The following is a 5,157-nucleotide window of genomic DNA, read 5'->3' as shown; positions in this document are numbered from 1 at the left end:
CGTTTTCTCTCTGGGTATGGATAGTCCGCTAACGGTACGCAACGGAGATCTTCTACGTGACCGTCGATGACATACAGACCGGGGACGCGGTTTATCAGGTGGCCGTGAGCGTTGTTCGTGTCGATTTGATCCAACCGCCGTGGTAATTGCATCCCCAAGAATATTTATGCAACGAACTTTTAAACCTCAAGAACGCCGGCTACTGGAGTTTCTTCTTCAAGTGAGGCGCATCGTAGCGCCGCGCATGCCAGCAAGTCCTCCAGACAAACCCTGATTGCTGCGTTCAATCCGCCACTGCTATCGTTCGCTGGTCTGTGTGGAAGCGCTTCCACTTCCGCTGCCAGACGGCATCCACATTGAGTTTCGCCGTACCCGGTTCAACGACCTCATCGCAGGAGAGAATCCGTGGCAAACGACGCATCAGTTATATCCGATACCCGCTCCCCAGCAGTCTCCAAGGACTCGCTCGCCGATCCCTTCACCCCGCCCGCTGACTCCACGCTGTGGCGCAAAAACTTCCTGCTTGGCGCCGCCACGGCCTCCTATCAGATCGAAGGCGCGGTAAATGAAGACGGCCGCCTGCCATCAATCTGGGACACCTTCTGCGCAACACCCGGCAAGGTGTTAGCCGGCGACACAGGCGCCGTGGCCTGCGATCACTATCACCGCTGGGAAGCCGACATCGATCTGTTGGCCTCGCTCGGCCTCGAAGGCTACCGACTCTCGATAGCATGGCCACGCGTCATGGACGCAGCAGGCGCGCCGAATCGCAAAGGGCTCGACATCTACAAGCGCCTTCTGAACCGCTTGAAAGAGAAGGGCATCACGACCTTCGTGACGCTGTATCACTGGGACTTGCCGCAGCATCTGGAAGACCGCGGCGGCTGGCTCAATCGCGACACCGCCTATCGTTTTACCGACTACGCCGACCTGATGAGCCGCGAACTGACCGGCACCGTGGACGCATGGGCGACGCTCAACGAGCCGTGGTGCTCGGCGTATCTCGGCTACGGCAACGGACACCACGCGCCGGGCCTCGCCGATGGACGCTTCGCGACGCAGGCAATGCATCATCTGCTGCTCGCGCACGGCCTTGCGATTCCGGTATTACGCGCCAACGATCCGGCCTCGCAGAAAGGTATCGTCGCCAACATCGGCCGCGGTACGCCCAATAGCGACAGCGCTGCGGATCAGCATGCGGCGCATCTTTTCGAAGTCCAGCACAACGCATGGATTCTCGATCCGCTGCTCAAGGGCGCGTATCCGCAAGCGCTATTCGAACTGTGGCCCGGCACCGAACCACTGATTCTCGACGGCGACCTCAAGACGATTTCCGCGCCGCTCGATTTCCTGGGCATCAACTATTACTTCCGCACCAACGTGGCGAGCGACGGCGCGCACGGATTCCGCGAAGTGCCGCTCGAAGGCGTCGAGCGCACGCAAATGGGTTGGGAGGTCTACCCCGACGGCTTGCGCGATTTGCTGACCGGCTTCAACAGCACGTATCACAACCTGCCGCCGATCTACATCACCGAGAACGGCATGGCCTCGGATGATAAGGTGATCGACGGCCACGTCGACGACACACAGCGCATCTCGTTCCTTAAGCGCCATCTCGCGGCAGTCGATCAGGCGATCAAGGCCGGCGTGGATATTCGCGGCTATTTTCTGTGGTCGCTGATGGATAACTTCGAGTGGGCGTTCGGTTATGAGCGCCGCTTCGGTGTCGTACACGTCGACTACAGTACCCAGAAGCGTACAGTCAAACGCAGCGCGGAGTTGGTGGCGAAGTTCTTGAAGGAGCGTAAAGCACGAGTCTAACGGCAGGTTGAGCTGGTTTGTATGTCGACTTGAAACACAGGCGCGCAGCCTGGAGGAGACGGAATGCACAGCAAAAAAATGGTCTTGCGAGGCGTGGTTGCAGCACTGGCGTTGTACGGCGTCGTCGCGTACGCAGCGGAACCCTTGAAGGCCAACGTGATTCACTGGTGGACCTCCGGCGGCGAGTCGGCTGCAATCCGCCAGTTCGCCGATGCGTATAACAAGGCCGGTGGCCAGTGGGTCGACAACGCGGTGGCCGGCGCCGATCAGGCGCGCTCCACCGCTATCAACCGGATCGTCGGCGGCGATCCACCTACCGCCGCGCAGTTCAATACCTCCAAGCAGTTTCACGACCTGATCGATCAGGGCCTGCTGAACAATGTCGATGACGTCGCCGCGAAAGAAAACTGGAACGGCGTGTTCCCGCAGTCGATCATCGACAGCATCAAGGTGAAGGGCCATTACTACGCCGCGCCGGTCGATATTCACATGCCGGCCTGGTTCTTCTATTCGAAGCCGGTGTTCCAGAAGGCCGGCATCGCCGCAGAGCCAAAGAGCTACGACGAATTCATCGCCGATCTCGGCAAGCTGAAAACCGCGGGCGTGATCCCGCTCGCCCTCGGCGGTCAACCGTGGCAGGAAAAGATCACGTTCGACGCGGTCTTCGCCGACGTCGGCGGTCCCGATCTCTATCTGAAGGTGTATCGCGATCGCGACCAGAACGCGGTCAAATCCGACGCCTTCAAGAAAGTACTCGCGTCGTTCAAGCGCTTGCATGACTTCGTCGATCCGGGCTCGCCTGGCCGTAACTGGAACGACGCCACCGCGCTGGTGATTTCCGGCAAGGCGGGTGTGCAGATCATGGGCGACTGGGCCAAGGGCGAATTCTCGGCGGCCAACCAGACTGCCGGCAAGGACTTCGGCTGCTTCCCGGGTTTCGGTCCGCACTCGCCGTATCTGGTTGCGGGCGACGTCTTCGTGTTTCCGAAAACCGATAACGCCAACGCGATCAAGGCGCAAGATCTGCTTGCCACGGTGATGACCTCGCCGGCCGCGCAAGTCGCATTCAGCGCGAAGAAAGGCTCGATTCCGATTCGTCCCGATGTGGACGCCAGCAGTCTCGACATCTGCGCGAAGGAGGGCATGGCGATCATGAAGGACAAGTCGCGTCAGTTGCCGAATCCGGAAATGCTGCTCTCGCCTGACACGCAGGGCGCATTGATCGACGTCATCACGAACTTCTGGAACAAGAACCAGTCGGTCGACGACGCGCAGAAGGCGTTTGCCAGTGCGTTGAAGAGCTAGGCGCTTACCATGCACGCGCTCAAGCTGCCAGCCGCCGGCTCCAGGTCGCGCAAGGGGTCGCAGAAAAAGCCGTTGAAGAAGCCGTTAAAGAAGCGTTTTCCGTTTGCGGTGTGGCTGGCCTTGCTGCCCATGGTCCTGACCGTCGTGTTCGCGTATCTCGGCACGATGGTCTGGACCGCGCGCGTGTCCCTCAGCAACTCGCGCACGTTTCCTTCCGGCGACTTCGCGGGCCTTACGCAATACACGCGGCTCTTCAACAACGACCGCTGGTTGCTGTCGCTGCAAAACATCGTGATTTACGGCGCGTGTTTCATCGTAGCGTGCATGGTGATCGGTTTGTTGCTGGCGATTTTCATCGACCAGCGCGTGGTGGCGGAAGGCGCGTTGCGCACGGTGTTTCTCTATCCGTATGCAATGTCGTTTGTCGCAACGGGTCTGGTCTGGCAGTGGATTCTCAATCCGCAACTGGGCGCGCAGGCCGTGCTGCACACACTCGGCTTCGTGCATGCGCGTTTCGACTGGATCGTCGATCAGGACTGGGTGATCTACACGATCGTGATCGCGACGGTGTGGCAGGCGTCCGGCCTCGTGATGGCGCTGTTGCTGGCGGGCTTGCGCGGTATCGACGACGAACTCTGGAAAGCCGCGCGCATCGACGGGATTCCGCGTTGGCGCGTCTATATGAGCATTGTCGTGCCGATGCTCGGACCTTCCATGTCCACCGCCTTCGTGCTGCTCTTCGTGATGGTCGTGAAACTTTACGACGCCGTCGTCGCCATGACGCAAGGCGGCCCTGGCACGGCGAGCGAAGTACCGGCGAAGTTCATCATGGATTATCTGTTCGGCCGCGCGAACATCGGCCTCGCGTCGGCGGCGTCGATCGTGTTGCTGGCCACGGTGCTCGCGATTCTCGCGCCGTTCTTCTATGCCCGCAGCCGCGCTGCGTTGCGTAAGGAGGTGTGATGAACACGCTCAGTCCGCCACTCAAGGGCGGCACGCCGAGCCGTACGCGCCGCCGCCGCCGCGCTTTCACACCCGCGCGCCTCGGCGTCTACGCATTCCTGCTCACCGCCGCGTTGTTCTTCCTGTTGCCGCTATACGTGATGCTCGTCACCTCGGTCAAACCGATGAGCGAAATTCGCCTCGGCAATCTGCTCGCTTTTCCCGCGCATTTCACCCTCGACGCATGGAGCGCCGCGTGGCATTCCGCGTGTACCGGGCTCGATTGCAACGGCATCCGGGTCGGCTTCTGGAATTCGGTGCGGATCGTCGTGCCGAGCACGGTGTTGTCGATCGTGATCGGCGCGGTGAATGGCTATGCGCTGTCGTTCTGGCGGCCACGCGGCGCCGGGCTGCTGTTCGGCGTGCTGCTGATGGGTGCCTTCATTCCCGTGCAGGTGATGGTCTATCCGCTGGTGCGCGTGCTGGCGAGCGTGCATCTGTTCAGTTCGCTGCCGGGCATCGTGGTGATTCATACGATCTTCGGCATGCCGGTGATGACGCTGCTATTCCGTAACTACTACGCGTCGATTCCGCAGGAGTTGTTCAAGGCGGCGCGCATCGACGGCGGCGGCTTCTGGCGCATCTTTCTGGAACTGATGCTGCCGATGTCCACGCCGATCATCGTCGTCGCGGTCATCATGCAGGTGACGGGTATCTGGAACGACTTCATTCTCGGCCTGGTGTTCGCCGGCACGAAAAATCTGCCGATGACGGTGCAACTGAACAACATTATCAACACGACGACTGGCGAGAGGCTCTATAACGTCAATATGGCGGCGACCATTCTGACCTCGATGGTGCCGCTGACGGTCTACTTTATTTCGGGCCGCTGGTTTGTGCGCGGCATTGCGTCCGGCGCCGTCAAGGGATAAGTCAAAGGATAGGGCATGACAAACCTGGCTAGTGTGGCAAATGCGGCGGCACATGCAGCAGGCGCGGTTAATGGGGCAGACGCGGTGGTAGACGCTGTGGTAGACGCGGCGAACCTCGGCAACGCGGCGGATGCGGCGCGTCTATCGAATCCGGCCA

The 5,157-nt window shown here is 60.5% G+C and carries 4 protein-coding genes; all 4 read left to right on the top strand.

What is annotated here, in order from left to right; translation table 11 throughout:
* Positions 1–405 precede the first annotated feature (405 nt).
* The 4 genes from QOC89_RS10135 to QOC89_RS10120 all read left to right on the top strand — a co-directional run bounded on the left by QOC89_RS10135 (position 406) and on the right by QOC89_RS10120 (position 5,000).
* Positions 406–1,821, top strand: a complete 1,416-nt coding sequence (locus QOC89_RS10135; RefSeq protein WP_416340387.1) for a GH1 family beta-glucosidase — start codon at positions 406–408, stop codon at positions 1,819–1,821.
* Between the two features lie 63 nt (positions 1,822–1,884).
* Complete coding sequence (locus tag QOC89_RS10130; RefSeq protein WP_323044885.1) at positions 1,885–3,126, top strand: ABC transporter substrate-binding protein; 1,242 nt, start codon at positions 1,885–1,887, stop codon at positions 3,124–3,126.
* Between the two features lie 9 nt (positions 3,127–3,135).
* Positions 3,136–4,089, top strand: a complete 954-nt coding sequence (locus tag QOC89_RS10125) for a sugar ABC transporter permease (RefSeq protein ID WP_323044884.1) — start codon at positions 3,136–3,138, stop codon at positions 4,087–4,089.
* Positions 4,089–5,000 carry a carbohydrate ABC transporter permease gene (locus tag QOC89_RS10120; protein WP_323044883.1) on the top strand — a complete coding sequence of 304 codons (912 nt, stop codon included), beginning with the start codon at positions 4,089–4,091 and terminating at the stop codon, positions 4,998–5,000. Before QOC89_RS10125 ends, QOC89_RS10120 begins: the two co-directional genes overlap by 1 nt.
* Positions 5,001–5,157: the final 157 nt, after the last annotated feature.

This window comes from Paraburkholderia sp., from assembly GCF_034668105.1.
Classification (GTDB): Bacteria; Pseudomonadota; Gammaproteobacteria; order Burkholderiales; family Burkholderiaceae; genus Paraburkholderia.
This window is presented reverse-complemented; position numbering and strand designations above follow the sequence as displayed.

Bases quoted from the DNA above. Each gene is read 5' to 3' on its own strand.
- QOC89_RS10120 (WP_323044883.1), top strand. From the start codon at position 4,089: ATGAACACGCTCAGTCCGCCACTCAAGGGCGGCACGCCGAGCCGTACG.
- QOC89_RS10125 (WP_323044884.1), top strand. From the start codon at position 3,136: ATGCACGCGCTCAAGCTGCCAGCCGCCGGCTCCAGGTCGCGCAAGGGG.
- QOC89_RS10130 (WP_323044885.1), top strand. From the start codon at position 1,885: ATGCACAGCAAAAAAATGGTCTTGCGAGGCGTGGTTGCAGCACTGGCG.